The sequence below is a fragment of the Klebsiella scottii genome, from assembly GCF_036561945.1.
Taxonomy (GTDB): domain Bacteria; phylum Pseudomonadota; class Gammaproteobacteria; order Enterobacterales; family Enterobacteriaceae; genus Klebsiella; species Klebsiella scottii.
Map to the genome: position 1 here is coordinate 665,412 of NZ_JARXNI010000019.1, position 26,748 is coordinate 692,159.

28 protein-coding genes are annotated in these 26,748 nt (G+C 61.1%); 11 read left to right on the plus strand and 17 right to left on the minus strand.

The window, feature by feature from the left end:
• Positions 1-72: 72 nt before the first annotated feature.
• From QFI97_RS06905 to QFI97_RS06925, 5 genes are all read right to left on the minus strand, one after another.
• A complete protein-coding gene (locus tag QFI97_RS06905; protein ID WP_241784397.1) occupies positions 73-852 on the minus strand; it encodes a heme ABC transporter ATP-binding protein in 780 nt (259 codons plus the stop codon).
• Complete coding sequence (locus QFI97_RS06910) at positions 845-1,840, minus strand: FecCD family ABC transporter permease (protein ID WP_095098526.1); 996 nt, start codon at positions 1,838-1,840, stop codon at positions 845-847. The genes QFI97_RS06905 and QFI97_RS06910 overlap by 8 nt, the downstream gene beginning before the upstream one ends.
• The gene (locus QFI97_RS06915; RefSeq protein WP_241722894.1) at positions 1,840-2,658 is read right to left on the minus strand and encodes a heme/hemin ABC transporter substrate-binding protein; all 819 of its coding nucleotides are present in this window, start codon (positions 2,656-2,658) and stop codon (positions 1,840-1,842) included. The genes QFI97_RS06910 and QFI97_RS06915 overlap by 1 nt, the downstream gene beginning before the upstream one ends.
• Complete coding sequence (locus QFI97_RS06920; RefSeq protein ID WP_346430792.1) at positions 2,655-3,695, minus strand: hemin-degrading factor; 1,041 nt, start codon at positions 3,693-3,695, stop codon at positions 2,655-2,657. The genes QFI97_RS06915 and QFI97_RS06920 overlap by 4 nt, the downstream gene beginning before the upstream one ends.
• 72 nt (positions 3,696-3,767) lie before the next feature.
• On the minus strand, positions 3,768-6,140 hold the full coding sequence (locus QFI97_RS06925) for a TonB-dependent receptor domain-containing protein (RefSeq protein WP_346430793.1): 2,373 nt from the start codon (positions 6,138-6,140) through the stop codon (positions 3,768-3,770).
• Positions 6,141-6,381: 241 nt separating this feature from the next.
• Here QFI97_RS06925 and QFI97_RS06930 point away from each other — a divergent pair, with 241 nt between their 5' ends.
• The gene (locus QFI97_RS06930) at positions 6,382-6,663 is read left to right on the plus strand and encodes an Rdx family protein (protein ID WP_095098516.1); all 282 of its coding nucleotides are present in this window, start codon (positions 6,382-6,384) and stop codon (positions 6,661-6,663) included.
• A 76-nt stretch (positions 6,664-6,739) separates the two neighbouring features.
• Positions 6,740-7,084 (plus strand): nitrous oxide-stimulated promoter family protein, encoded by a 345-nt coding sequence (locus QFI97_RS06935; RefSeq protein ID WP_095098513.1) that lies wholly within the window; start codon positions 6,740-6,742, stop codon positions 7,082-7,084.
• A 24-nt stretch (positions 7,085-7,108) separates the two neighbouring features.
• Here the strand turns inward: QFI97_RS06935 and sitD are convergent, their stop codons facing one another.
• From sitD to hypA, 11 genes are all read right to left on the minus strand, one after another.
• Entirely contained in the window at positions 7,109-7,963 is an 855-nt protein-coding gene (sitD, locus tag QFI97_RS06940; RefSeq protein ID WP_095098510.1) for an iron/manganese ABC transporter permease subunit SitD, read from the minus strand.
• Positions 7,957-8,805 carry an iron/manganese ABC transporter permease subunit SitC gene (gene sitC, locus QFI97_RS06945; RefSeq protein WP_095098508.1) on the minus strand — a complete coding sequence of 283 codons (849 nt, stop codon included), beginning with the start codon at positions 8,803-8,805 and terminating at the stop codon, positions 7,957-7,959. Before sitC ends, sitD begins: the two co-directional genes overlap by 7 nt.
• On the minus strand, positions 8,802-9,623 hold the full coding sequence (locus QFI97_RS06950; protein ID WP_346430794.1) for a manganese/iron ABC transporter ATP-binding protein: 822 nt from the start codon (positions 9,621-9,623) through the stop codon (positions 8,802-8,804). Before QFI97_RS06950 ends, sitC begins: the two co-directional genes overlap by 4 nt.
• Positions 9,620-10,537 carry a metal ABC transporter substrate-binding protein gene (locus QFI97_RS06955; RefSeq protein WP_346430795.1) on the minus strand — a complete coding sequence of 306 codons (918 nt, stop codon included), beginning with the start codon at positions 10,535-10,537 and terminating at the stop codon, positions 9,620-9,622. Before QFI97_RS06955 ends, QFI97_RS06950 begins: the two co-directional genes overlap by 4 nt.
• A 220-nt stretch (positions 10,538-10,757) precedes the next feature.
• Positions 10,758-11,186: a TOBE domain-containing protein gene (locus tag QFI97_RS06960; protein ID WP_346430796.1), complete on the minus strand. Its 429-nt coding sequence runs from the start codon at positions 11,184-11,186 to the stop codon at positions 10,758-10,760.
• A 36-nt stretch (positions 11,187-11,222) separates the two neighbouring features.
• Positions 11,223-13,295: a formate hydrogenlyase transcriptional activator FlhA gene (flhA, locus tag QFI97_RS06965; protein WP_346430797.1), complete on the minus strand. Its 2,073-nt coding sequence runs from the start codon at positions 13,293-13,295 to the stop codon at positions 11,223-11,225.
• A gap of 258 nt (positions 13,296-13,553) precedes the next feature.
• Positions 13,554-14,564 (minus strand): hydrogenase expression/formation protein HypE, encoded by a 1,011-nt coding sequence (gene hypE / locus QFI97_RS06970; RefSeq protein ID WP_346430798.1) that lies wholly within the window; start codon positions 14,562-14,564, stop codon positions 13,554-13,556.
• The gene (hypD, locus tag QFI97_RS06975; protein ID WP_346430799.1) at positions 14,561-15,682 is read right to left on the minus strand and encodes a hydrogenase formation protein HypD; all 1,122 of its coding nucleotides are present in this window, start codon (positions 15,680-15,682) and stop codon (positions 14,561-14,563) included. The genes hypE and hypD overlap by 4 nt, the downstream gene beginning before the upstream one ends.
• Positions 15,682-15,954 carry a HypC/HybG/HupF family hydrogenase formation chaperone gene (locus tag QFI97_RS06980; RefSeq protein ID WP_346430800.1) on the minus strand — a complete coding sequence of 91 codons (273 nt, stop codon included), beginning with the start codon at positions 15,952-15,954 and terminating at the stop codon, positions 15,682-15,684. The genes hypD and QFI97_RS06980 overlap by 1 nt, the downstream gene beginning before the upstream one ends.
• On the minus strand, positions 15,945-16,817 hold the full coding sequence (gene hypB / locus QFI97_RS06985; RefSeq protein ID WP_241722900.1) for a hydrogenase nickel incorporation protein HypB: 873 nt from the start codon (positions 16,815-16,817) through the stop codon (positions 15,945-15,947). Before hypB ends, QFI97_RS06980 begins: the two co-directional genes overlap by 10 nt.
• Positions 16,818-16,904: 87 nt before the next feature.
• Complete coding sequence (gene hypA / locus QFI97_RS06990) at positions 16,905-17,255, minus strand: hydrogenase maturation nickel metallochaperone HypA (protein WP_241722901.1); 351 nt, start codon at positions 17,253-17,255, stop codon at positions 16,905-16,907.
• 214 nt (positions 17,256-17,469) lie between these two features.
• Between hypA and hycA the strand changes: the two genes are divergently transcribed.
• The 9 genes from hycA (at position 17,470) to hycI (ending at position 25,276) form a co-directional block, all read left to right on the plus strand.
• Positions 17,470-17,919, plus strand: coding sequence for a formate hydrogenlyase regulator HycA (gene hycA, locus QFI97_RS06995; RefSeq protein ID WP_095098478.1), 450 nt, complete (start codon positions 17,470-17,472; stop codon positions 17,917-17,919).
• An 82-nt stretch (positions 17,920-18,001) separates the two neighbouring features.
• Positions 18,002-18,610, plus strand: coding sequence for a 4Fe-4S dicluster domain-containing protein (locus QFI97_RS07000; RefSeq protein WP_095098475.1), 609 nt, complete (start codon positions 18,002-18,004; stop codon positions 18,608-18,610).
• A complete protein-coding gene (hycC, locus tag QFI97_RS07005; RefSeq protein ID WP_346430801.1) occupies positions 18,607-20,433 on the plus strand; it encodes a formate hydrogenlyase subunit 3 in 1,827 nt (608 codons plus the stop codon). The genes QFI97_RS07000 and hycC overlap by 4 nt, the downstream gene beginning before the upstream one ends.
• A 2-nt stretch (positions 20,434-20,435) precedes the next feature.
• Complete coding sequence (locus QFI97_RS07010; RefSeq protein ID WP_346430802.1) at positions 20,436-21,359, plus strand: respiratory chain complex I subunit 1 family protein; 924 nt, start codon at positions 20,436-20,438, stop codon at positions 21,357-21,359.
• Between the two features lie 18 nt (positions 21,360-21,377).
• Complete coding sequence (hycE, locus tag QFI97_RS07015) at positions 21,378-23,087, plus strand: formate hydrogenlyase subunit HycE (protein ID WP_133600358.1); 1,710 nt, start codon at positions 21,378-21,380, stop codon at positions 23,085-23,087.
• 9 nt (positions 23,088-23,096) lie between these two features.
• The gene (locus QFI97_RS07020) at positions 23,097-23,639 is read left to right on the plus strand and encodes a formate hydrogenlyase complex iron-sulfur subunit (protein ID WP_095098463.1); all 543 of its coding nucleotides are present in this window, start codon (positions 23,097-23,099) and stop codon (positions 23,637-23,639) included.
• Positions 23,639-24,406, plus strand: a complete 768-nt coding sequence (locus QFI97_RS07025) for an NADH-quinone oxidoreductase subunit B family protein (RefSeq protein WP_095098457.1) — start codon at positions 23,639-23,641, stop codon at positions 24,404-24,406. Before QFI97_RS07020 ends, QFI97_RS07025 begins: the two co-directional genes overlap by 1 nt.
• On the plus strand, positions 24,403-24,813 hold the full coding sequence (locus QFI97_RS07030) for a formate hydrogenlyase maturation HycH family protein (protein ID WP_133600356.1): 411 nt from the start codon (positions 24,403-24,405) through the stop codon (positions 24,811-24,813). The genes QFI97_RS07025 and QFI97_RS07030 overlap by 4 nt, the downstream gene beginning before the upstream one ends.
• The gene (gene hycI / locus QFI97_RS07035; RefSeq protein ID WP_095098452.1) at positions 24,806-25,276 is read left to right on the plus strand and encodes a hydrogenase maturation peptidase HycI; all 471 of its coding nucleotides are present in this window, start codon (positions 24,806-24,808) and stop codon (positions 25,274-25,276) included. The genes QFI97_RS07030 and hycI overlap by 8 nt, the downstream gene beginning before the upstream one ends.
• A gap of 45 nt (positions 25,277-25,321) precedes the next feature.
• On the opposite strand, the gene QFI97_RS07040 is transcribed toward hycI, so the two are convergent.
• Positions 25,322-26,746, minus strand: a complete 1,425-nt coding sequence (locus tag QFI97_RS07040; RefSeq protein ID WP_346430803.1) for a 6-phospho-beta-glucosidase — start codon at positions 26,744-26,746, stop codon at positions 25,322-25,324.
• Positions 26,747-26,748 lie beyond the last annotated feature (2 nt).

The following is a 26,748-nucleotide window of genomic DNA, read 5'->3' on the forward strand; positions in this document are numbered from 1 at the left end:
AACGAGATGTAGCGATCCGCGTTCCAGTTGCTAAAGCGGGTAGCGCGGACGAGCGCGCTACCCGCGGCGGGATTATGGCGCCAGATAGACCTGGGGGATCGGGTGATCGGGGTGCTGGCCGGTGCGCACGTCGGCGCCGTACCAGCGGCTGATGATCGGCTGCTGTATCACCTCATGCGGCGTGCCTTCCGCCACCAGCTTTCCCTGATGCATCAGCAGGATATGGTCAGCCCACAGCGCGGCGAGGTTAAGATCGTGCAGCACGATGCAGACGTGCAGCAGGCCGCTGCGGGTCAGCCGTTTCAGCAGGCGCAGCAGGTGCTGCTGATAGTAAAGATCCAGCGCCGAGGTCGGCTCATCAAGAAACAGCCAGCCCTGCGGAGCATCGTCGCGCCACAGCTGGGCGAGACAGCGGGCCAGCTGCACCCGCTGCTGCTCGCCGCCGGAGAGCGAAGGGTAGCGCCTGCCGGCCAGATGGTCGCAGCCGGTCTCCGCCATCACCCTGCGGACCGCCTGGAGGTCCGGGGTTTTGCCCCACGGGGAGCGTCCCATAGCGATCACCGTCTCAACGGGCCAGTCGGCGTGAAGCTGGGTACGCTGCAGCATCACCGCCCGACGGCGGGAGAGCGCCTCCGGCGTCCAGCTTTCCAGCGGTCGGCCCTCTACGCGCCGTTCGCCGCTGTCCGGGGTTAAAAAGCCGGTCAGCAGGCGGAGCAGGGTCGATTTGCCCGCGCCGTTCGGGCCAATCAGCGCCGTCATTCCGGCCGCGCTCAGCTGCAGTGAAATATCGTCAATCAGCAGGCGTTGGCCGACGCGCAGCGACAGCGAGCGGGCGATATAGCTGTTATCCATTGATCGTCCTCTGCTGGCGGAAAATAAGCCATAAAAACCACGGCGCGCCGAGCATGCTGGTCAGCAGGCCGACCGGCATTTCGGCGGGAGCGGCGACGGTGCGGGCGAGGGTATCGGCGAGGAGCAGTAAAATCGCGCCGGCGAGCAGCGAGCCGGGGACCAGGCCGCGATGGTCCGGCCCCAGCCACATCCGCATCAGATGCGGAACCACCAGGCCAATAAAGCCGATCACTCCGCTGATGGCTACCGATGCCGCCACCAGCAGCGCGCTGCACAGCAGCAGAAGCCGCTGCAGCGCCCGGACGTTGACCCCAAGGTAGTGCGCTTCCTCATCGCCAAGCTGCAGCAAATTGAGGCGCGAGGCCATCAGCCATACCGCCGCTGATGCCGGGACCATCAGCGTGGCCGCCACCAGCAGCGTAGACCACTCCGCCTGGCCGAGGCTGCCCATCCCCCACAGGGAAAGCTGGCGCAGCTGGGTATCGTTGCTTATCCACGCCAGCGCGCCCACCAGCGCGCCGCACAGCGCGTTGATGGCAATCCCGACCAGCAGCAGGCGCGACAGCGAGCCGTCGCCGGCCCGGCTGAGGATAAAAATCACCACCATAACCGCCATGCTGCCGATAAAGGCCGCCAGCATCGGCGCATACAGCGCCACCAGTACCGGCACCGACAGCGGCAGCACCAGCCAGCAGGCTACCGCCAGCGCCGCGCCGCTGCTGATCCCCAGCAGGCCCGGGTCGGCGAGCGGGTTGCGAAACAGCCCCTGCATCACGCAGCCGGAGAGCGCCAGCGCGGCGCCCACCAGCAGCGCCAGCAGCACGCGAGGCAGACGAATCGTCAGCCAGATATGGCGCAGCACCTCATCTCCTGACGGCCACAGGCTGGCGAGCGGCAGACGCATCGCCCCGAGGGTGGTGGCGAACAGTGTCAGTCCTGCCAGCAGCAACAGCATTAGCCACAGAGTACGGGCGGGAGCGGCACGCATCAGGGCAGCTGCTCCGCTTTTTGCCGCAGCGTGATGACCGCCTGCGGCGTGCGTGGGCCAAACCCGAGCAGCGCCATATCGTCAATCACCAGCACCTGCTTATGGCGTCCCGCCGGGGTTTGCGCCAGGCCGGGGAGTTTCCACAGTCCCGCTTCGCCCCCCATGCCCTTAAGCCCGTCGGCGGAGATGACCACCAGGTCCGGCAGGCTGGCGACCACGCCCTCCTGGGACATGCTGCGGTAGTGGTCGAAGCCCTGCATCGCGTTCTGCAGGCCGGCGGCGCGGATCGCGCCGTCAGCCGCCGTCTGCTTCCCGGCAACCAGCGTGTTCATCCCGCCGTGGCTGAGAATAAACAGCACCCGCTTGTTAAGCGGCTGGGTGGGGATTTGCGCGATCTGCTGGTGCAGCTTCTGCAGCAGCGCATCGCCCTGTTCCTGTTTGCCTAAGGCATCGGCAATCGTGGCGACCTTTTTATCAATTGACGCCAGGCTGTAGCCCCCCGGCACGTCAATAACCTTCACGCTGCTTTCCTGCACCTTTTTTAGCACCAGCGAAGGCTGGGCCTGGGCGCTGGCCAGCACGAGGGTCGGACGTAGCGAGAGGATCCCTTCGGCGTTGAGCTGGCGCAGATAGCCCACGTCCGGCAGCGACTGCGCCTCGGCGGGCCAGGTGCTGGTGCTGTCTTTGGCGACCAGCTGCTGCTGGGCATTGAGGGCGTAAACCACTTCGGTGACGTCGCCGCCGAGAGAGATGATGCGTTCGGCGGCGGCGCTGGCAAACAGCGGCAAGACCGTCAGCAGTACGAGCCAGCGTTTCATGCGGTCTGTCCTTCCGTCGTCAGACGGTCAACCTGGCTGCGCCACTGCTCCTGCTCCGGGTGGCCTTCGCTGCGCTGGCCGAAGAGCTGGGCGATCTGCGTGCCGTCTTTGGCGAACAGCTCGACGCTGGTGACGTGACCGTCAGTGGTCGGCTTGCGGGTCACCCAAACCTCGTCAACGCTGTCTTCGCGCAGGTGCAGCGTAAAGGTGCTGTTGAAAATATTGAGCCAGCCGCGCATCGGCAGCAGCTTTTCGATCGCGCCGGTAAAAATTTGCACGCAGCCGCGGTTGCCGACGAAAATCATAATTTCGTTGCCCTCTTCGCGGATGGCGCCCAGCAGGCGCGGCAGGGCATCGTTTTCAATGCGGCAGGCGAGGTCGTCGCTCACCGCCCGGAAAGCCTGCTGGCGCGACAGATTATGCTTTCTCAGCAGGACGAAGAACTGGTGCACATCGGTCATCGCGCGCCACTCGCTCTCCAGCGCGGCGCCGTCGACGGTGTCTGCATATTTTGCGATCTCGGCGGGACGAATCGCCAGCGGCGTCGGCGCGTTCTGGGTGTGCTCAGCAATCAGCGCGTCCCAGGCTGCCATATCGGTTTGTTCGGTGGCGTAGACCTTCAGCAGCGCGTCGCCGTGATGATCGAAGAACTGAATGCTCTGGCGATCGTTGTCGGTCAGGTGGAAAGCGCTGGCCCACTGGCTGAGAAACAGGCGCAGGTCGAGGGCCCGCGGGTTGAGCACCAGCCCGGCGTGGCCGTTGAGGTGCTGGTGGGTAAATTCGCCGACCTGCTCGTGTACCGCATATTCGTTGCGGCAGATACACTTCGTTTCGCCGACGGCTTCCAGCGCGGCCAGGATAGCGCGCGCGTCGTCCTGCAGGCGCACGGCATCGTAGCCGAGGCGGGCTTCGGTCAGTTCGGCTTCGCTAATCCCCATTTCGGCGGCGATATCGCGGGCGTATTTGGCGGAGGATTGCGCTTTAGTGGTCAGATAGCGCTGCCACAGCGGGGCAGGTTGATGTTGAGCGTCTCGCATAATTCACATCCTTCTCTACGATGAGTAACCCCGGCACGATGGCCGGGGGCAGGTTTCTTATTATTGGATCTATCAAAAATCGACGTTCACGCCCAGCTGCCAGGTACGGCCAGGCATCGTCGCCAGCGCTTTGTCATTGGCATCCTGGTTGGTCGATGTCTCGATATTACGGCTACTCAGGTAATCCCAGTATTTACGATCGGTAATGTTGTAAACCCCGCCGTTCAGGCGCACGTTCTTCGCCACCTGCCAGTAAGCGGTCCAGTCGAGCATGCCGTAGCCAGGCACGCGCATATATTCGCTGGTGGAATCTGTGATCGCCGAGCCGGTGTTGGTATAGCTTTCGCGGTTGGTGGTGCTGGCTCGTTTGCCCTTAACAAAGGTCGCGGTCAGCGCAGTACCGTACATTTTTGCCGGGTCGTCCCAGGCCACGCCGACGATAGCCTTCATTGGCGCGACGCTATCGAGGTCGACGTACTTGTCGCCGTTATAGCTGGACTTCGATTTCCCTTCGCTATAGCCGTAGGCGAGGGTGGCGCTCAGGCCGTTAACCTCTTCAAACCAGGTGCCAAAGTTAAATTTGGCGCTGATTTCGCCGCCGTAGATATAGGCCTTATCGCGGTTTTCCGCCTGATAAATGGTATAGATATTCGATGGTACGTTGGTGAATTGATCCGGGTTGCCGGAGCGCGTGTAGCGGCTATAGGCGATAAAGTTTTTATAGCTGTTGTAGAACAGCGCGGTACGCATGGTGATGCCTTCCGTCACCTCGCCCTTCATCCCCCACTCGAAGTTATCGCTGGTTTCGGTTTTCAGATCGGTATTGCCGATCAGCGCGTACTGCGCCCGTCCGGCATAGCTGGAGCCGAGGTTCCATGAGCCGTACAGCTGGCTGGCGTTCGGGAACTGCGCGCCGCGCTGGTACTGCAGGTAGGTCATCAGGCGCGGAGTCATATCGTACTGCAGGGTCAGCGACGGCAGCGCCTGGGTATCGGAGTTCTTACCGTACAGCGTCGAGACGGCGGAGCCGGTCAGCACGCTGCTGTTGGTGGTCAGATCCGAGAGGTTCTCAGGCTTGGTCGATTGATGCACTACGCGAATGCCCGGGATCACGGCGAAGTTATGGCTGTCGAGATCGAAGTTAATCTTATCCTGCACGAAGCCGGCGATGATGTAGCCGCGGCTATCCGCTTCCGGCTGCATGATCGCGCTGTAGACGCTCGGTACCGGCGACTGGCTGAACGGACGCTGGGTTTTGGTGGTGCTGGCGTTGAGGCCGCCGCTCAGGTCATGACGGCCCACGGATTTGGCCAGCGCGGTCTGGAATCCCCAGGTGTCGGTGTCAAAGTTCGAGTTCACGGTCTCCATTGCCAGGGAGGTGCTATCCGGCATATAGGTCCAGTCATGGGCCTCGGTATGCTGGTAGTAGACCTTAGTCGACACGCTATCGATATAGTCGTTCATCGGCGTCCAGTCGTCTTTCAGGCTCAGGCCCCAGCGACGCGTCTGGCTGGTCTGGTTGGCGGTGCCGATAACGCTGCCGCCGCTGGAGTCCCAGGTGTCGTAGTGCGTATGGTTGGTTTTATGGTAGTAATCGAAGGTACCGGTCAGCTTGTGCTCTTCATTTGGCTGCCAGATCCCGGAGGTCATAAAGGCGTCGGAGTGCCAGTTGGCCGGATATGAATCGACCGTCCCGCTGTTATTTTCCGTTTCCTGACCGTCGCGACGGCTGTAGACGAAGATCCCGCGCAGGGTCTCATCGCCGCCGGCGATGGTGACGCCGTTGTGCCAGCTGCGGTCGGCGGAGTCGTAGCCGCTGCGGTAGCCAAAGGCGCTGGTTTTACCCGAGTGCAGATAGTCATCGGCAGATTTCGGACGGAAAGAGACGTTACCGCCGATGGAGCTGTTGGCCGTTTCGCTGGAGGTGGCGCCGGACTGAATATTGATGCTACCGTACATGTACGGGTCAATGTAGTCGCGGCCGATGCCGAAGGTGTTGAGGCCCGCTCGGCTGACGTAGCTGCGTCCGGTGGCGTTTGGCTGGGCGATGCCGTCGACGTCGATCCCGACGCGGTTGCTCTCCATGCCGCGAATGTTGTAGCCGGTGTAGCCGCCGCGGTCGAAGCCGCTTTTACCGTTGCCCGAACCGCCGCTGGCGCCGGTGGCGCCAATCAGCGGCTCATAGCGCATGATGGAGCCAAAATCTTTCGCGCCTTTATCCTGCAGATCCTGAGCGCTAATGGTGTGTTCGCTGCCTGCCTTCAGCTCGGGCGCGGGTGCGGTCACGGTCATCAGCTCCGAACTATCATCGGATGATGCATCGCTGGTGAGATTTTTATTGGTGCTGTCAGCCGCCCCGGCGGAGGTCTGATAAATTGCTGCGAGCAAAGAAGTCACCAGCAGGCTTTTTTTAAACCATGCTGTTGATTGAGTGGATTTGTACATAGTAGCCACGCCTTGATAATTATTAGTATCGGCTCACGCGTTACTTCCAGATTTGTCGATTCACCCCGTTATTTCCCTGCGCTGGCGAATTCATTCCCTGTAATTTTGCGAATACTAATGATAAGTATTTCCATTTGCAACTAATTCATTATATCTCCACATTTTATTCATAAAGTTGCTTACAATTCGGCTTAACGATTAACTAACCTGATCATTCAGGTAGGAACTATTGAGGATAACAATGACTAAGCGCGCCATTACCATCACCTACTGCTCCCAATGTAACTGGATGCTGCGCGCCAGCTGGATGGCGCAGGAGCTGCTGCACACCTTCAGCACCGATATCGGCTCGGTAACGCTGGTGCCGGGAACCGGGGGAATATTCACCATCAGCGTAGACGATGTGCAAATCTGGGATCGCAAACAGGACGACGGTTTCCCCGATGCGGCGGAGCTCAAGCGTCGGGTACGCGATGTCTGCTTCCCGGAAAAACCGCTGGGGCACGTGGATAAGCCGGCCTAATCCTCAGGGAGTAACCGGCTGCACCGCGCCGCCTTAAGGTGTATTATAGGTGCATCTTTGTTGCCGGGGGCAGGCTATGGCGGGTAAACGTATCGATCGCGAAAAAGAGACCATCAGCAGGATGATTTCGCTCTATCGGCGCCGCTGCCCGGAGGCTACAGGCGACGCGGAGCACTATCAGGCGCTCAATGCCTATGCCGACAAGCGGCTGGATAAATGCGTGTTTGGTGAAGAAAAGCCGGCCTGCAAGCAGTGCCCGGTGCACTGCTATCAGCCGGCAAAACGCGAAGAGATGAAGCAGATCATGCGCTGGGCGGGGCCGCGAATGCTCTGGCGCCACCCGATATTAACCATTCGTCATCTGATTGATGACCGGCGCCCGGTACCCGAGCTGCCGGAAAAATACCGGCCAAAAAAATAGCCGGCACCTTTCCGGGCCCTGGCGCTAGCCGCGGCCCTCGACCTCTGCGGAGTCGGCCTGCGTCTGGCTATCGCGCATCGAAGTATAAACGAACGTAATGATGAACAGCGCGGTGAACAGCACCACGATGGTGGGCGCCGGGGCGCTATCGAGATAAAACGACAGCCAGACGCCGCCCAGCGAACAGCTCACGGCGAGCGCCACCGCCAGCAGCAGCGCGCTGATAAAGCGCCGCGTCAGCAGCAGCGCGATAGCGCCCGGCGCTATCAGCAGCGAAATCGACAAAATAATCCCCACCGCTTTCAGCGTCGCGACGATAGTCAGCGCAATCATACACAGCAGCCCGTAGTGCAGCAGCCCGCAGCGTAAACCGCTGGCCTTGGCCTGATGCGGGTCGAAGGCGTGCAGCAGAAAATCGCGCCACTTCAGCCCAATAATCAGCGCAATAGCCAGCGCGATCAGCGACGTTTGCGCGATATCGCTCGCGGAGATGCCCAGCATATCGCCGAACAGAATATGGTCGAGATGAATCTCGGACTGAATGGCGACGTATAGCACCAGCCCTGCGCCAAACATGCCGGAAAAGACGATCCCCATGATCGTGTCGCGCTTGATGCGGCTATTGTCATCAAGATAGCCGGTGGCAATGGCGCAGAACAGCCCGGCAATAAAGGCGCCGATGGCGAATGGAATGCCGACGATGTACGCCACCACCACCCCCGGAAACACCGCGTGGCTCATGGCATCGCCCATCAGCGCCCAGCCTTTAAGCACCAAAAACACCGACAGCAGGGCGCAGGGGACGGCAACGATAGCCGCCACCAGCATGGCGTTAATCATAAAAGAGAACTGGAACGGTTCGAGCAGAGCGGTCAGCATGAGGCCTCCCTGGCGCGACGGCGGCTGGCAAGCAGGCCGTGCTTTGGCGCGAAGATAAATGCCGCCAGAAACAGCAGCGTTTGGGCCACCACGATAATGCCGCCGGTGGCGCCGTCCAGATAGTAGCTCAGCCAGGCGCCGAAGAAGCTGGTCAGGCTGCCGATGGCGACGGCAATCGCCAGCAGGCGCGGAAAGCGGTCGGTGAGTAGCCAGGCGGTGGCGCCGGGGGTGACCACCAGGCAAATCACCAGAAACGCGCCCACGGTTTGCAGCGCCGCAACGGTACAGGCCGCCAGCAGGGTGAAGAACAGCAGCTTGAGTCCGGTGGTGTTCAGGCCGATGGAGCGAGCGTGGCTTTCATCGAAAAAGGTCACCATCAGATCTTTCCATTTCAGCAGCAGGATGACTATCGAAATAAAGCCAATCGCCGCCAGCTGGATAATATCCTCCGGGGCAATCGCCAGAATATTGCCAAGGATAATGGTCTGAATATTTACCGAGGTCGGGTTGAGCGACACCATAAACAGCCCGATACCGAAGAAGGAGGAGAAAATCAGCCCGATAATGGCATCTTCCTTGAGCTTTGAGCGCTGGTTGAGAAACAGCATGCTGCCCGCCGCCAGCCCGCCGGAGAGAAAGGCGCCCAGCGCAAAGGGCAGGCCGAGCATATAGGCTCCCGCCACGCCGGGGACGATCGAGTGGGAAAGGGCATCGCCAATCAGCGACCATCCTTTAAGCATCAGGTAGCACGAGAGAAATGCGCACACGCCGCCGACCAGCGCGGAGACCCACATCGCGTTCAGCATATACTGATAGCCAAACGGCTCGATCAGCCAGTTCATCCTTCGCCTCCCGTCGCCCGGCGGCTGATAAACGGCCGTTCATCGTCGGTAATGATGCGATCCTCGCCGCCTTTCAGCACCACGTGGCGCAGCACGCCGCTAAAGGCAAGCTCCAGATTCTCGGCGGTAAAGGTGGTCTCGGTTGGGCCACTCGCGAGAACGGTGCCTTTGACCATCACGGTGTAGTCGCAAAACTCGCTGACCGAACCGAGATTGTGGGTTGAGAGCAGCATGGTGCAGCCTTCATCGCGCAGCTCCCGCAGCAGGGCGATGATCCGCGCTTCGGTCTGCACGTCGACGCCGGTAAAGGGTTCATCCAGCAGGATCACCTTGCCCTGCTGGGCGATGGCTCTGGCAAGGAACACACGCTTTTTCTGGCCGCCGGAGAGTTCGCCGATCTGCCGCTGGCGGTATTCGCTCATCCCTACGCGAGCCAGCGCCGCGTCAACGATCTCGCGATCGCGAGCCTTTGCCCGCCGCAGCCAGCCCATATGGCCGTAGCGTCCCATCATCACTACGTCCTCCACCAGCACCGGGAACGACCAGTCGACCTCTTCGGACTGTGGGACGTAGGCCACCAGATTTTGCCGCAGCGCCTGGTTGACCGGCCGGCCGAGAATCGCAATATCGCCGCGCGCCAGGCGCACGAAGCCCATCAGCGCTTTAAACAGGGTCGATTTCCCCGAGCCGTTCACCCCAACCAGCGCGGCAATCGAACCCTGCGGGACGCTGAAGGAGGCATCCCGCAGCGCGGTATGGCCGTTGCGGTAGGTTACGCTGACCCGATCGATGACCAGCCCCGCCGTCCCTGCGCTCATGGCTGTTTCCTCAGGCCGTCGTTGATGCCCTGGACGATGGTTTGCGTGGTCACCCGCAGCAGATCGAGATAGGTAGGTACCGGGCCGTCGGCGGTGCTCAGGGAGTCAACGTAGAGCACGCCGCCGTAGTGGGCGCCGGCTTCGCGCGCGACCTGGCGCGCTGGCTTATCGGAGATGGTGCTTTCGCTGAAGATGGTCGGGATATGCTCTTTTTTCATGGTGTCGATGGTTTTACGCACCTGCTGCGGCGTGCCCTGCTGGTCGGCGTTAATCGGCCATAAATAGCGCTCCTGCAGGCCGTTATCGCGGGCGAGGTAGGAGAAAGCGCCTTCGCTGGTGACCAGCCAGCGCTTATCTTCCGGCAGTTTCGCCAGCTGCGCTTTCAGCGGCGCCATGGTCTGGCGGATTTTTTCCTTGTAGGCCTCGGCGTTGCGGCGATAGACGTTGGCGTTGTCCGGATCGTATTTCACCAGCGCGTCGCGGATGTTATCGACGTAGATTAAGGCGTTGTCCGCCGACATCCACGCATGCGGGTTGGGCTTGCCGTTATAGGGGCCGTCGCTGATGCCCATCGGCTGAATGCCGTTGCTGACCACCACTTCCGGCACGCCGTTTAAATGCTGGTAGAAGCGGGCGAACCACAGTTCGAGATTCAGACCGTTGGCGAGAATGAGCTGCGCTCCCTGGGCGCGCTTGATATCACCGGGCGTGGGCTGATACTCATGGATTTCGGCCCCCGGTTTGGTAATTGAACTCACCTCGGCGGCATCGCCGGCCACGTTCTGCGCCATATCGGCGATCACCGTAAAGGTGGTGATGACCTTAAATTTATCTTTCGCCTGCGCGGGGGCGACGGCGAGGATCGCCAGAGTAGCGGCAAACATCAGGTGTTTCAGCGGTGGCAGGTGCAGCATAGGTTCCCTCACAACGTTGCGATTAATTAATCATCATTTATAGCCTGTGCTATGTTATATAGCACAAGCTATTGCTAAATGAAAATGATTATTATTTAAATGGTAGGGTAATAATGAGCGTGGGAAGGATAGATCGGTGCAGCGCCGCCGATTAGCGGGCGTTCTTAATGAATAACGCCGCTTCACGCAACGTAGAGTGAAGCGGCGCTTTGAGTCTGACTCAGGCGCGGGTTGCGAGGAGGATCGCCGATGCTTTGATCAGCGCAATCACGCGGCTGCCCTGCGCGAGCTTCATTTCCTGCTGGCTTTCGTTGGTGACGACAGCGACAATCTCAAAATCGGCATCGGTTTTAATATGTACGGTGTCGTTGACCGCGCCTTCCGTTACGCGGGTCACGCTGCCGGCAAACTGGTTGCGTGCGGAGAACTTCAGGCCGCAATCCTCGGTCGCGAGGGTGACCCACGGCGCTTTAATCAGCGCAATGGCCTCTTTTCCTGCGACCAGGCCCAGCGCTTCCTTGCTGCTGTGGGTGACAATTGCCACCAGCTTTGCGCCGCCCGCGAGGGTTAATTCAACCTCATCGTTAACTGCGCCCGTGGCTACCGCGCTGACCGTGCCGGTGAGCTGATTACGTGCTGATACCGCCATAGAATCTCCTTGTACCTGGTTGAGTGCGTGTCGGACCTATACTAGCTCATCTTTTGTAATACCCAATCTTTTCATCCGCGACAGCAGGGTCGTGCGCTTTAGGCCCAGACGCTGGGCGGCGCCTTTGGGGCCGGCAACCACGCCGTTGCTCTCTTTCAGCACGCGGACGATAAGCTGATACTCGTCTTCGCCCTCCTGCGGCAGAATTTCTGCCGCCATCGGTTCCGGATCGCAGTTCAGCTCGGGCATGGATAGCTGCAGCACGCTGCCGCGGGTCAGCAGCACCGCGCGCTCAATAACGTTTTCCAGCTCGCGGACGTTGCCCGGCCACTCCATGCGGCTTAGGGTGCGCAGGGTTTCAGCCGGAATGCTGTCGATATTGCGCCCAAGACGGCGGGCAATTTTAAAGGTGAAGGCTTTGACCAGCAGCGGAATATCATCCGGACGTTCGCGCAGCGGCGGGATATGGATCGGGAAAACGTTGAGCCGGTAGTAGAGATCGCTGCGGAACTCGCGATCGGCGACCATCTGCTTGAGATCGCGGTTGGTCGCGGCGATCAGCCGCACGTCGGTGCGGATCAGCTTATTGCTACCGAGGCGCTCAAACTCCTGCTCCTGCAGCACGCGCAGCAGCTTCGGCTGGAGCTCAACCGGCATATCGCCGACCTCATCGAGAAACAGCGAGCTTTTGTCCGCCAGCTCAAAACGACCGATACGCTGGGCGCTGGCGCCGGTAAAGGCTCCGCGCTCGTGGCCGAAGAGGTCGCTTTCCAGCAGCCCGGCGGGCATCGCCGCGCAGTTCATTTTCACCATTCGCCGGGCGTTGCGGCCGCTGAGGTTATGGATCGCGCGGGCAATCAGCTCTTTACCGGTGCCGGTTTCGCCGAGGATCAGCACGGTGCTGTCGCTGTGCGCCACCATTTCGACCTGCTTGAGCACGCTGTGCATCGCTTCGCTGCGGCCAATTATCTCGCCAAACTCGCTCTCGACGTTGTTCAACTGCTCGGTCAGCGCGAGGTTCTCATCAACCAGCCGCTCTTTCAGACGCTGGATCTCGCGATACGCCAGCGCGTTATCGACGGCGATCGATACGCGCTCGGCAATCTGGCGCAGCAGCTTGAGGTTGGTGGTGGTGAAGACCTTCTCATCGCACTGCGCCAGCTTCAGGACCCCAAGCAGGGTATTGCCGGACATCAGCGGCAGCAGGCACAGGGTCTGAATCTGGTTACCCCACATCTCGAAGAGCATTTTTTCGTACGGCGCCAGGGAGTCGTGTTCGTGCAAATTGAGCAGCAGCATCTCTTTGCTTTTAAACACCCGCTCGGTCAGCGTTCCGGCCTCGTTGACCTCGCTTTGGTCGTGCACCGGATGGCTGGCGTCGAGGTAGTGGGTCGAGTAGATATTCAGCTTGCCTTTGCGGCCGCTGCGCAGCACCACGCTAATGGCGTCGATGCGGAAATAGCGGTGGATCTCTTTGGCGACCTCGCTGACCAGCTCATCGATATCCAGCCGGGAGAGCACGGCGTTGGTGATGGCAACCAGAATGCGGAAGTTATCGCGCTCGTGGCACAGCAGATCGTAATCAACGTTATTGCTGACCCGGCTCTGGATCTGCTCGGTGACCACGGCGACGATCTGCGTGAAGGTATGCAGGCGCTGATACTCTTTTTCCGTCCACGGACGCGCATCGTTGCGGATAAATTCGCAGCCGCCGAAGATGCGGCCCTCTGCCGCCAGCGGCAGCAGGCAGTAATGGCCGAACGACGGGTACAGGCCGCTATCGGCCAGCAGCGGCCAGGCTTCGACAAAGGTGGCGCGATCGCAGTGCAGCGCGTCGGGGTGCGAAAGCAGGCGCCGCACCGGCCCGTGCGCCAGCACGGTCTCATCTTCGTAGCTCACCGGCAGGCCCGCTTCGTCGCAGGCGTATCTTGCCGCGCGGTGGTTGCCGGCGTTCCAGAGAATAATAGCGGCGCGATCCGCCAGCGCAGATTGCCGGACCAGACGCGTCAGCGTTTCGCTCAGCGCGGCCAGATCGGGCTGCTGTAATAAAACACGGGTGATGTCGAACAGACCCTGCTGCCCGAAATCGCCCAACGGTGTATACGACATTGCTTACGTCCAAAAAGCGCCGACAAAGCAGCGCATAAGAAAGTGATGACATAAATATACCCGTCATACTTCAAGTTGCATTTGCGTGGGTTGCGTTCAGTCACCCGAATCACTTACCTGAGTAAGCTCATCGGGATCCCCTCGCTTGCCGCCTTCCTGCAACTCGAATTATTTAGGATGTAATAGTATGTTAATAAAACATTTTTTCCGCCAGCCGGGCGCTTTCCGCCGCAACGCTACCCCGGAGGCCAGAGGCGACTAGCAAATTCGCGGCAGCGGCTCGGCGTGAGGAAGATCGAGGGTGCGTTTCACGCCGTACAGGCCGACGGACCGCACGCCGCTGCGCTCAACCACTTCGCCGACTATCGCCGCGCGGCGGCCGAGCGGGTGCGCCCGCAGCCGGGTCAGCGCCGCTTCCGCCGCATCGCGAGCGACGGCGATAACCAGCTTGCCTTCATTGGCAAAGTTGAGGGCATCGAGCCCAAGCAGTTCGCAAACGCCGCGTACGGTATCGTTGACCGGCAGCTCTCGTTCGTGCAGCTCAATCCCGCAGCCGCTGGCCGCGGCAAATTCATGGGCCACCGCGTTAACGCCGCCGCGGGTGGCATCGCGCAGCGCTTTCACGCCGGGAAGGTCGCGCAGCGTCTGAATCAGCGGCGTTAATACCGCACAGTCGCTGGAGAGCGCGCCGTCCAGCCCGAGCCCTTCGCGCAAATTCAGAATGGTGGCTCCGTGATCTCCCAGCGTGCCGCTGACCAGCAGCACGTCGCCGGGCGTAATCTGCCGTGCTCCCCAGCGGATCTCGGGAGGAATCGCGCCAATCCCGGCGGTATTGATAAACAGCTTATCCGCCGCCCCGCGCGGCACGACTTTGGTATCACCGGTGACGATAGCGATATCCGCCGCCTGAGCGATCTGCGCCATGCTGTTCACCACCTTCTCAAGGGTGGCTATCTCCAGCCCCTCTTCGAGGATAAAACCGCAGGAGAGGTAGCGCGGCAGGGCGCCGCTTACCGCCACGTCGTTAGCGGTGCCGCATACCGCCAGCTTGCCGATATCGCCGCCGGGAAAAAACAGCGGATCGATAACGTAGCCGTCGGTGGAGAAGGCGAGGCGATCCCCCTGGGCGGCAAGCTGCGCCAGGTCAAGCCGCGCCTGATCCTCCTGCTCCGCCAGCCACGGATTGGCGAAGGCCTGCATAAACAGGGAGGCGATCAGCTGCTGCATCGCCTGACCGCCGCTACCGTGGGCTAACTGGATGCTTTTCATGCTTCGTTTTCCTGACTGCGATATTGATACCAGGCGGCGCAGGCGCCTTCTGATGAGACCATCAGCGCGCCGAACGCGCTTTGCGGATTACAGACCTGCCCGAATAACGGGCACTGATGCGGTTTGCAGCGGCCGGTCAGCACCTCGCCGCAGCGGGCTCGCGGGTCGTCACAAACGCGCTGGGGCGCCGGGCGAAAATGGGCTTCGGCGTCGAAACGCTGATATTCAGGCGTCAGCCCTACGCCGGAATCGCTGATGACCCCAAGCCCGCGCCATTCGCTGTCGCCGGAGAGACAGAACACGTCGGCAATCGCCTGCTGCGCCAGCGGATTACCTGCATCGGGTACCACGCGACGATACTGGTTCTCGACCCGGCTGCACCGCGCTATTGTCTGCTCAACCAGCATCACCGTGCCTTGCAGTAGATCAAGAGGTTCGAATCCAGCAACCACTAAAGGCCGGCGGTAGTCGCTGGCGATAAACCCGTAGGCTTCGGTACCAATGACCATGCTGACGTGACCCGGGGCGAGGAAGGCGTCGATACCGTTGTCCGGAGTATCGAGCAGGCTGCGCAGGGTCGGGAGCAGGGTAATGTGCTGGCAGAAAAAGAAGAAGTTATCGACGCCGCGGTCGCGCGCCTGGCGTAGGGTCAGCGCGGTGGCGGGCATGGTCGTTTCAAAGCCCAGCCCGAAGAACACCACCTCGCGGTCGGGGTTTTGCTGCGCCAGCTTCAGGGCATCGACCGGCGAATAGACGATGTGCACGTCGGCTCCGCGCGATTTTGCCTGCAGCAAGGAGCCGTTTTTCCCCGGTACGCGCATCGCATCGCCGAAGGTGCAGAAAATGACGCCCGGGCGGCCGGCAATTTCAATGCAGGCGTCAATGCGGCCCATCGGCAGGACGCAGACCGGGCACCCGGGGCCGTGGATAAATTCAATATTTTCCGGCAGCAGCTGGTCGAGGCCGAATTTAAAGATGGCGTGGGTGTGGCCGCCGCAAACCTCCATAATCCGCAGCGGACGGGCGGCGGTATGCGGCAGCAGGCGAGCGCGCTCCCGCAGGCGATCCACCAGCTGCAGCACCTGCTCCGGCGCGCGGTATTCATCAACGAAACGCATTATCGCTCCTCGCCGAACAGCAGGGCGCCGACGTCCGGCTCGACCTCAAACATATTTTGCAGCGCCGCGAGGGTATCGCGGGCTTCGGCTTCATTAATGATGCTCATGGCGAAGCCGACGTGCACCAGCACCCACTGGCCGAGCCGCGGCCGGCCCTGCTCATCGACGGCGCCCACCAGCGTTAAGTCGACCTCGCGCTGGATGCCGCAGATCTCGACCCTGGCCTGATGGCCTTCAATGGCGCAAATTTGTCCCGGGACGCCTATGCACATTGCTGCGCCTCCAGCCAGTTAAGCCACTGCTCCATGCCCTCTCCGCTGGTGGCGGAAAGCAGGATGATTTCAATATCAGGGTTTACCTCCCGCGCGCAGGCGAGGCACTGCTCAACGTCAAAATTGAGGTACGGCAGGAGATCGATTTTGTTCAGCAGCATCAGGCTGGCGGCGGCGAACATATGCGGGTACTTCAGGGGCTTGTCTTCACCTTCGGTCACCGACAGGACCGCGACCTTGTGCCGCTCGCCGAGATCGAAGCCCGCCGGGCATACCAGGTTGCCGACGTTTTCAATAAACAGGATGCCGCTATCGGCAAGTTCCAGGCGTGGGGCGGCCTCGGCGATCATCTGCGCGTCGAGGTGACAGCCCTTGCCGGTGTTGACCTGAATGGCCGGCGTGCCGGTGGCGCGGATGCGCGCCGCATCGTTGACCGTTTGCTGGTCGCCTTCAATCACCGCGCAGGCGGTTTTCGCCTTCAGGCGCAGCAGGGTTTCGGTCAGCAGGGTGGTTTTGCCGGACCCGGGGCTGGAGACCAGGTTCAGCACCAGCTGGCCTTTGGCCGCAAAGCGGGCGCGGTTGCGGGCGGCCAGACGGTTGTTCTTCTCCAGCACGTCAATTTCAACGTCCAGCATTTTACGCTGGCTAATGCCCGGCGCATGGGTACCCGCCTCGCCGTGGCCGTAGTGCAGGTCGCCCTCAGCGGAGCGGCTGGGGATAAAGCCGTCGGTTTTGACGCCGGTAATGGTCATCGGCCGGCGCGTAGCCGGCGCGAAGGGGGCGCTGCGAAACGCCGAGTGGGGGTTACGTTCGTCACCTTCTATATAAAGGTTGCCTTCTCCACAGCCGCAGGTGGTACACATAATTTTACTCCTGGTCTATCCCGTCATACTGCGCGTTGTTTCTCTGCTGGCGGCGCTCGCGCGCCTGCCGCCGCGATCCCAGGCGCACTATGCGGGGATCACTTCTATTCTCTGAATCTGTAAGCCATCGTCCGCCACGATCTGCAGCCTGTCGCTCTGGCACTGCGGGCAGCGCCGCACGTGCTGAGAGATCAGGCGCACGTACTGCTGGCAGGACTCACACCAGCATTCGGCCTGCTGTTCGGCGATATGCAGCTCGCAGCCTTCGGCCAGCGTGCCGCGGCACACCAGTTCAAAGCAGAAGGTCAGCGCGCTGGCCTCCACGCAGGAAAAGGCCCCGACCTTGAGCCACACGCCGGTGACCCGACGCGCGCCGGCCTGCTGCGCCTGCTGTTCAATAATTTCCAACGCCCGCTGGCTAAGCGTGATTTCGTGCATGGTGGCCTCCACATCGCCGCAATGGGCCATATATGCAATAACGATGCCAGGGCATCGGTACTGTCGGAGAAACTGTCGATGACGATGGCCTGATGACGTCGTCGACATGTCGCTGAAGGCCCCGGCCTTTATTAATTTCAATAAATATCAATAAGATAAAATTTGGCATAGAAAATGCTAGTGCAGTGCATCTCATGCAACCGGGAGATCCGAGATGACTATTTGGGAAATAAGTGAAAAGGCGGACTACATCGCCGATCGTCACCGCCAGCATCAGGAGCAGTGGCATACCTACTGCAACTCGTTGGTTCAGGGCATCACCTTGTCGAAGGCGCGCCTGCATCATGCGATGAGCTGCGCGCCGGACAAAGAGCTGTGCTTCGTGCTGTTCGGCCACTTTCAGGTTTTTGTCGCGCTGGCGGAAGGCTTTAACAACCACACCATCGAATACTACGTACAAAGCAAAAATGGCGAAGATAAGCGCTTGATCGCGCAGGCTACGTTGGCTTCTGACGGCACCATCGACGGGCGCATCAGCAACCGCTCCCGCGAGCAGGTGCTGGAGCATTATCTGGCGATCGTGGCGACCGTATACGACCGCCTGTACGACGCCATGGAACAGGACCAGCCGGTGGATTTAAGCCATCTGCAGCTGGACGACTAAGCGCAAGGTGTCGACGGGTGTCGAAAATGACATCTGCACCACCTGATTTCGTCAAAAATGACTTTCACCCGAGGAAGACCCGGTGAACCGTTTTGTAATTGCTGACTCCACCGTCTGTATCGGCTGCCGCACCTGCGAAGCCGCATGCGCTGAGACGCATCGCCAGCAGGGCCTGCAGGCGATGCCGCGACTGCAGGTCATGCGTAATGAAAAAGAATCCGCGCCGCAGATGTGCCACCACTGCGAAGACGCCCCCTGCGCCGCAGTATGCCCGGTTAACGCGATTAACCGCATCGACGGCGCGGTCCAGCTAAACGAAAGCCTGTGCGTAAGCTGCAAGCTGTGCGGCATCGCCTGCCCGTTTGGCGCGATCGAATTTTCCGGCAGCCGGCCGTTGGATATTCCGGCAAATGCGAATACGCCGATGGCGCCCGCCGCGCCGCCCGCGCCCGCCCGCGTCAGTTCGCTGCTCGACTGGGTACCGGGCGTACGCGCCATCGCGGTGAAATGCGATCTGTGCCATTTCGATGAGCAGGGACCTGCCTGCGTGCGTACCTGCCCGACAAAAGCGCTGCTGCTGGTTGATATCCGCGACATCGCCCTGGCCAGCAGGCGTAAGCGCGAGCTGACTTTTAACACCGACCTCGGCGATTTGTCGCTGTTTCAGGCGCAACAAGGGGGCGTGAAGTGAACATTATCTCTTTAGTCAATCAGGCGGTGGTTTGGTACGCCGTCAGCGCCGTGCTGGCGCTGCTCTTTAGCCTGAGAAAACCGCTAAGCGGCGCGATCGCCGGGATCGGCGGGGCGGTTGCCAGCGCGATGCTGATCGTCGCCGGGATGGCGACGCTGCTGATGCCGGGTAGGGTGAGCACCGGCGTGCTGCAGATGATCTCGCTGCCCGTGCGGGTTAGCGGGGTTAACGCCCTGTGGCTGCTGGCCATCGGCCTCTCGGCATTACCGATTTCGCTATTTAATATCTCCTGGCACCGCCATCCGCAGGTAAAAGCTAACGGCCTGCTGGTCAACCTGCTGCTGGCGGCCGCCACCTGCGCCGTCGTGACGACCAGCTTTGGCAGTCTGGTGGTGATGGCGGAAATTATGGCCCTGTGCGGAGCCTTCCTTACCGGCTACGCCCAGTCCGGCAAGCTGTGGTTTGCGCTGGGCCGCTTCGGCACGCTGCTGCTGGCGTGGAGCTGCTGGCTGGTGTGGTCGTTTTACGGCACGCTCGATCTGACGCAGATTAGCCTGCTGGCCGCCGGAGCCCCGCAGCAGATGCTGCTGTGGCTCCCGGCGCTGGTCGGTTTTGCGCTGCTGGCGGGGATTATTCCGCTGCACGGCTGGGCGCCGCAGGCCCATGCCGGCGCCGGCGCGCCGGCCGCCGCGCTGTTCTCTACGGTGGTGATGAAGGTTGGCCTGTTCGGCGTCCTGACGGTCTCCCTTGCCGGCGGCGTCCCGCCGCTGTGGTGGGGCGTACTGCTGCTGGTGCTGGGGATGATCACCGCGTTTATCGGCGGGCTCTACGCGCTGATGGAGCACAATATCCAGCGCCTGCTGGCGTACCACACTCTGGAAAATATCGGCATCATCCTGCTGGGCCTCGGCGCGTTTGTCACCGGCGTAGCCCTCGATAACGCCAGCCTGATGGTGCTGGGATTTATCGGCGGGATGTATCACCTGATCAACCACAGTCTGTTTAAAACCACGCTGTTCCTTGGCGCCGGGGCGGTGTGGTTCCGCACCGGCCATCGCGATATCGAAAAGCTGGGCGGTATCGGCAAAAGAATGCCGCTGATTTCGCTCTCTATGCTGGTTGGCCTGATGGCTATGGCGGCGCTGCCGCCGCTGAACGGCTTTGCCGGCGAGTGGGTTATCTATCAGTCGTTCTTTAGGCTCAGCACAGGCGAGGCGTTTATCGGCCGCCTGCTCGGGCCGCTGCTGGCGGTAGGCCTGGCGATTACCGGCGCCCTGGCGGTGATGTGCATGGCTAAAGTCTACGGCGTCACCTTCCTCGGCGCGCCGCGGAGCCAGCAGGCGGAAAACGCCACCAGCGCCCCGTGGCTGATGACCTTCAGCGTGGTGTTTTCCGCGTTCTGCTGCGTGATTGGCGGCGTGGCAGCGCCGTGGCTTCTGCCGCTGGTGAGCGGCGTGGTCCCGGCCCAGGCTCAGGTATCGAGCGTGGTGTCGCAGCCGCTGATTGCCATTCTGCTGATCGCCTGTCCGCTGCTGCCGCTGCTGCTGATGATTTTCTACAAAGGCGACCGCCTGCCCGCGCGCTCCCGCGGCGCGGCCTGGGTCTGCGGCTACGACCATGAAAAATCGATGGTAGTGACCGCCCACGGCTTCGCGATGCCGGTCAAAGAGGCCTTTGCTCCGCTGCTCAAGCTGCGCCACTGGCTGAACCCGGTACGCCTGATCCCCGGCTGGCAGAACGGCTCCGCGCCCGCGCTGCTGCGCAGCGTTGCACTGATTGAGCTGGCGGTGCTGGTCGTTATTGTCATTTCACGAGGAGCCTGAGAATGAGCGTATTCGTTGCATTGTTGCAGGCGCTGGCGCTGTTTGCCGCCGCGCCGCTGCTGTCCGGTATCACCCGCGTCGCCCGCGCCCGTCTGCATAACCGCCGCGGGCCGGGCGTGCTGCAGGAGTATCAGGACATTATCAAGCTGCTGGGGCGCCAGAGCATCGGTCCGGATGCCTCCGGCTGGGTATTCCGCCTGATGCCGTACGTGATGGTCGGCGTGATGCTGACCATCGCCACCGCGCTGCCGGTGGTTACCGTTGACTCCCCGATGGCGGGGCTGGGCGACCTGATTACGCTGATCTATCTCTTCGCCATCGCCCGCTTCTTCTTTGCGATCGCCGGTCTGGATACCGGCAGCCCGTTTACCGCCATCGGCGCCAGCCGCGAAGCGATGCTCGGCGTGCTGGTGGAGCCGATTCTGCTGCTGGGACTGTGGGTGGCGGCGCAGGTTGCCGGCTCGACCCATATCAGCAGCATCACCGACACCATCTACCACTGGCCCGCCGCGCGCAGCATTCCGCTGATCCTCGCGCTGGCCGCCTGCGCTTTTGCCACCTTTATCGAAATGGGCAAGCTGCCGTTCGACCTCGCCGAGGCGGAGCAGGAGCTGCAGGAAGGGCCGCTGACCGAATACAGCGGCAGCGGTTTCGCGGTGCTGAAGTGGGGGATTAGCCTCAAGCAGCTGGTGGTCCTGCAGATGTTTGTCGGCGTATTTATGCCGTGGGGGCAGATGACCAGCTTTAGCGTCGGTGGGCTGCTGCTGGCGCTGGTGGTCGCCGTCGTCAAGCTGGTGGCCGGCGTCCTGATTATTGCCCTGTTTGAAAACAGCATGGCGCGCCTGCGCTTTTGTGCCACGTCCCGCGTTACCTGGGCCGGTTTTGGCTTTGCCTTTTTAGCCTTCGTCTCCTTGCTGGCGGCGTGATTTAAGAGAGTTTTATATATGAACGAAGAAAAACCGGGTCAACGCTATCTCGCCGCGCTGCATCAGACCTTCCCGGGCGTGGTGCTGGACGAGGCCTGGCAGACCAACGATCAGCTCACCGTCACGGTGAAGATCAACTATCTCCCGGAAGTGGTGGAGTTTCTCTACTACCAGCAGGGCGGCTGGCTGTCGGTGCTGTTCGGTAACGACGAACGCAAGCTCAACGGCCACTATGCCGTTTACTACGTGCTGTCGATGGAGCAGGGGACGAAGTGCTGGATAACCGTGCGCGTGGAAGTGGACGCCAATAAGCCGGAATATCCGTCGGTGACGCCGCGGGTGCCCGCTGCGGTATGGGGCGAGCGCGAAGTGCGCGATATGTACGGCCTGCTGCCGGTTGGCCTGCCGGATGAGCGCCGTCTGGTGCTGCCGGACGACTGGCCGGACGAACTCTATCCGCTGCGCAAAGACAGCATGGATTACCGTCAGCGTCCGGCGCCGACCACCGATGCGGAAACCTACGAGTTCATTAACGAGCTGGGCAGTAAGAAAAACAACGTGGTGCCGATTGGCCCGCTGCACGTCACCTCCGATGAACCCGGCCATTTCCGCCTGTTCGTTGACGGGGAGAATATTATCGACGCCGACTACCGTCTGTTCTACGTCCATCGCGGGATGGAGAAACTGGCGGAAACCCGGATGGGCTACAACGAAGTGACCTTCCTCTCCGATCGGGTGTGCGGCATCTGCGGCTTTGCCCACAGCACCGCCTATACCACCTCCGTAGAAAACGCGATGGGCATCGTGGTGCCGGAACGCGCGCAGATGATCCGCGCCATTCTGCTGGAGGTGGAGCGTCTGCATTCGCATCTGCTCAACCTCGGCCTCGCCTGCCACTTTACCGGCTTTGACTCCGGCTTCATGCAGTTCTTCCGCGTGCGCGAGACGTCGATGAAGATGGCGGAGATCCTCACCGGGGCGCGTAAAACCTACGGCCTGAACCTGATTGGCGGCATCCGTCGCGACCTGCTGAAAGAGGATATGATCCAGACCCGCCAGCTGGCGCAGCAGATGCGCCGCGACGTGCAGGAGCTGGTGGAGATGCTGCTCAGCACGCCGAACATGGCGCAGCGTACCGTCGGCATTGGCCGTCTCGATCCGCAAATCGCCCGCGACTTCAGCAACGTTGGCCCGATGGTGCGCGCCAGCGGCCACGCGCGCGATACCCGCGCCGACCATCCGTTTGTCGGCTACGGCCTGCTGCCGATGGAAGTGCACAGCGAGCAGGGCTGCGACGTGATTTCGCGCCTGAAGGTGCGCATCAACGAGGTCTACACCGCGCTAAATATGATCGACTTCGGCCTCGACAATCTGCCGGGCGGCCCGCTGATGGTGGATGGCTTCACCTATATTCCTCATCGTTTTGCGCTGGGCTTCTCGGAAGCGCCGCGCGGGGATGATATCCACTGGAGCATGACCGGCGACAATCAGAAGCTCTACCGCTGGCGCTGCCGGGCGGCGACCTACGCCAACTGGCCGACCCTGCGCTATATGCTGCGCGGCAATACCGTTTCCGATGCGCCGCTGATTATCGGCAGCCTCGATCCCTGCTACTCCTGTACCGACCGAATGACCGTGGTCGACGTGCGGAAGAAGAAAAGCAAAGTGGTGCCGTACAAAGAGCTGGAGCGCTACAGCATCGAGCGTAAAAACTCGCCGCTGAAATAAGGAGCCGCCATGTTTACCTTTATTAAAAAAGTTATTAATACCGGCACCGCGACGCACGCCTATCCGCTGGAGCCGATGCCGGTGGATAAAAACTTCCGCGGCAAGCCGGAACACACTCCCCAGCAGTGCATCGGCTGCGCGGCCTGCGTTAACGCCTGCCCGTCGAATGCCCTGACGGTGGAGACCGACCTCGCCGCTAACCAGCTGGCGTGGCAGTTCAACCTCGGGCGCTGCATCTTTTGCGGCCGCTGCGAAGAGGTGTGCCCGACGGCGGCGATTAAGCTCTCGCAGGAGTACGAGCTGGCGGTGTGGAAGAAAGAGGATTTCCTCCAGCAGTCGCGCTTTGATATGTGCCACTGCCGGACGTGCGCGCGTCCCTTCGCCGTGCAGAAAGAGATCGATTACGCCATCGCGCTGCTGGAGCACAACGGCGATACCCGCGCCGGGATGCGCCGCGAAAGCTTCGAAACCTGCCCCGAGTGCAAGCGCCAGAAGTGCCTGGTGCCGTCCGATCGTATTGAACTGACTCGCCATATGAGAGAGGCCAGCTGATGAGTAATTTACTGGGCCCGCGCGATGAAAACGGTATTCCTGTGCCGATGACGGTAGACGAGTCTATCGCCAGCATGAAGGCATCGCTGCTGAAGAATATTAAGCGTTCCGCCTACGTGTATCGCGTGGACTGCGGCGGCTGCAACGGCTGCGAGATTGAGATTTTCGCCACGCTTTCGCCGCTGTTTGACGCCGAACGCTTTGGAATAAAGGTCGTTCCGTCTCCGCGTCATGCCGATATCCTGCTGTTCACCGGGGCGGTGACCCGCGCCATGCGCTCACCGGCGCTGCGCGCCTGGCACTCCGCGCCGGACCCGAAAATCTGTATCTCCTACGGCGCCTGCGGCAACAGCGGCGGTATCTTCCACGATCTGTACTGCGTATGGGGCGGCACCGATAAAATTGTGCCGGTCGATGTCTATATTCCCGGCTGCCCGCCGACGCCGGCGGCGACGCTGTACGGTTTTGCGATGGCGCTGGGCCTGCTGGAGCAGAAAATTCACGCCCGTCTGCCGGGCGAGCAGGATGACAAGGCGGCGGAAATTCTGCATCCGAATATGGTCCAGCCGCTGCGGGTGCGCATCGACCGCGAAGCGCGCCGCCTGGCGGGCTATCGCTACGGTCGGCAGATTGCCGATGACTATATGCGCCTGCTCGGCCAGGGCGACAGCCAGGTCGTGCGCTGGCTGGAGGCGGAAAAAGATCCGCGTCTGACCGAGATCGTTACCCATCTCAATCAGGTGGTTGAGGAGGCGCGCATCCGATGAGTGAAACGGTGGTGTTCAGCCAGCTGAGCCGTAAATTTATTGATGAGAACGACGCCACGCCTGACCAGGCGCAGCAGGTTGTCTATTACAGCCTGGCGATTGGTCACCATCTTGGGGTTATCGACTGTCTGGAAACGGCGCTGAGCTGTCCGTGGGACCAGTACCTGGCGTGGATTGCGACCCTTGAAGCGGGCAGCACCGCCCGGCGTAAAATGGAAGGCGTGCCGAAATATGGCGAAATCGTTATCGACAGCAATCACGTGACGATGCTGGCCAACGCCTTTGATAACGCGCAGGTTGCGCAGACGCCGCAGCAGCAGGCGTGGAGCAGGCTGATGCTCAGCATGCTGCATGATATTCACCAGGAAAGCGCCATCTATCTGATGGTGAGGAGACTCCGTGACTGACGTTTTACTCTGCGTGGGCAACAGCATGATGGGCGACGACGGCGCGGGTCCGCTGCTGGCGGAAACGTGCGCGGCAAACCCGACGGGCCGCTGGGTGGTCATTGACGGCGGCAGCGCCCCGGAAAACGACATCGTCGCGATCCGCGAGCTGCGCCCCGATCGCCTGCTGATCGTCGACGCGACCGACATGGGGCTCAGTCCCGGCGCGATCCGCATCGTCGATCCTGACGATATCGCCGAAATGTTTATGATGACCACCCACAATATGCCGCTCAACTATCTGATCGATCAGCTGAAAGAGGACGTCGGCGAGGTGATTTTCTTAGGCATTCAGCCGGATATCGTCGGCTTCTACTATCCGATGACCCAGCCGATTAAAGACGCGGTGGCCGAGGTTTACCGGCGGCTGAACGGCTGGCAGGGCCTCGGCGGGTTTGCTCCGCTGGAAGCGGTGGCGGAGTGAGGTTTCCCCGGAGAGGCGTCAGCGCCGCTATCCGGGGGATTGCCGCTACGCCAGGTCTTCGCCGTTGCTGGCAATGACCTTTTTATACCACCAGAACGACTTCTTGCGCTTACGGTCGAGAGTGCCGTTGCCGGCGTCATCGCGGTCAACGTAGACGAAGCCGTAGCGTTTGCTCATCTCGCCGGTGGAGGCGGCCACCAGGTCAATGCAGCCCCAGCTGGTATAGCCCATCACCGGAATACCGTCTTCGATAGCGTCGCCCATCGCTTTGATGTGCTCGCGCAGATAGCTGATGCGATAGTCGTCGTTAATCTCGCCGTTGGCGTCGATTTCGTCCCGCGCCCCGAGGCCGTTTTCCACGAGGAACAGCGGCTTCTGGTAGCGGTCATACATCATATTCATGGTGATGCGCAGGCCGAGGGGGTCGATTCCCCAGCCCCATTCGCTGGCCTGAATATGCGGATTTTTTAACGACTTCACAATATTGGCCGCGTTGGTATTGTTGGCGTTCATCTCCGCCGAGGCGCAGCGCGAGGCGTAGTAGCTGAAGGAGACAAAATCGACGGTGTTGCGCAGGATCTCGTCGTCGCCCGGCTGTTTGACAATCGTCACGCCCTTCTCGCGGAGCACCCGCGCCGCCCATACCGGCCAGGCGCCGCGCGCCTGCACGTCGATAAAGAGCAGGTTTTCGCGATCTTTTTCCAGCGCCATCCACACATCTTCCGGCTTGCAGGACCAGGGATAGAAGTTGCCGCCCGCCAGCATACAGCCAACCTGATTTTGCGCGTTCACCTCGTGGGCGATTTTGGTCACCTGGGCGCTGGCAATCAGCTCATGGTGCGCGGCCTGGTACTTCACCTGCTCCTGATTCTCGCCCTCTTCGAACGCCAGGCCGGCGCCGGAGTAGGGACTATGGAGCATGATGTTGATTTCGTTAAAGGTCAGCCAGTATTTCACCAGCCCGTCAAAGGCTTCAAAGCAGGTGCGGGCGTAGTGGGTAAAGAATCCCACCATTTTGCGATTGCGCCAGGAGCCGTATTCGGTCACCAGATGCATCGGCACGTCGAAGTGGCACAGGGTCACCAGCGGCTCGATATTGTGTTTTTTACACTCTTCAAACAGCGAACGGTAGAAGGCGATCCCCTGCGCATTCGGCTCCTGCTCGTCGCCGTTCGGGAACAGGCGGCTCCAGGCGATGGAAGTGCGAAATACGCTAAAGCCCATCTCCGCCATCAGGGCGATGTCTTCTTTATAGCGATGATAAAAGTCTATCGCTTCATGGCTTGGGTAGAACTCATCGTCACGCAGCTGAAAGCGCTTCTCCAGCCCCAGCTTAACCGGCAGGCGCCTGGCCCCGTGGGGAAGGGTATCGACGGTAGTCAGCCCTTTGCCGCCCTCCAGATATGCCCCTTCAGCCTGGTTGGCGGCCAGTGCGCCGCCCCATAAAAATCCGTGTGGAAAAGTCGCCATGC